The sequence below is a fragment of the Methylobacillus sp. MM3 genome (genome assembly GCF_001645185.1).
GTDB lineage: Bacteria > Pseudomonadota > Gammaproteobacteria > Burkholderiales > Methylophilaceae > MM2.
On record NZ_LXTQ01000016.1, the window covers coordinates 1 to 439 of the forward strand.

Consider the following 439-nt stretch of genomic DNA (forward strand, 5'->3'; position numbering starts at 1 on the left):
TATACTGGATATTGCGGGAATTCGCGTAGTATGTAATTACTTAGATGATATTTATTTGATTGAAGAGATGTTGCTTAAACAAGAAGACGTACAATTGATAAAACGTAAAGATTATATTCAGCACCCTAAAGAAAATGGTTACCGCAGTTTACATATCGTTGTATCCATTCCAGTCTTTTTAGCAGAACGCGTTGAGGTATTGCCTGTTGAAATTCAAATTAGAACAATAGGTATGGATATGTGGGCAAGTTTAGAACATAAAATACGTTATAAAAACAAGGCAGAGACGGAAAAGTATCGAGATTTATTGAAAGAATGTGCGACAGAGATTACTGAAGTTGAAAATAAATTACAACAAATTCATTCTGAAATAACAGAGTAGACGTTTAATAGGTGTGTTGCTTAATTTGAGTGATTTTGTAAATCAACATGGTATGAA

Annotated in this window: 1 protein-coding gene; it reads left to right on the forward strand. The window is 32.3% G+C overall.

The genetic code is table 11. The features are described 5' to 3' along the window. Positions 1 to 382, forward strand: a 382-nt coding sequence (locus A7976_RS06785) for a GTP pyrophosphokinase family protein (RefSeq protein WP_371440608.1), incomplete at its 5' end; no start/stop codon positions are given. Positions 383 to 439 lie beyond the last annotated feature (57 nt).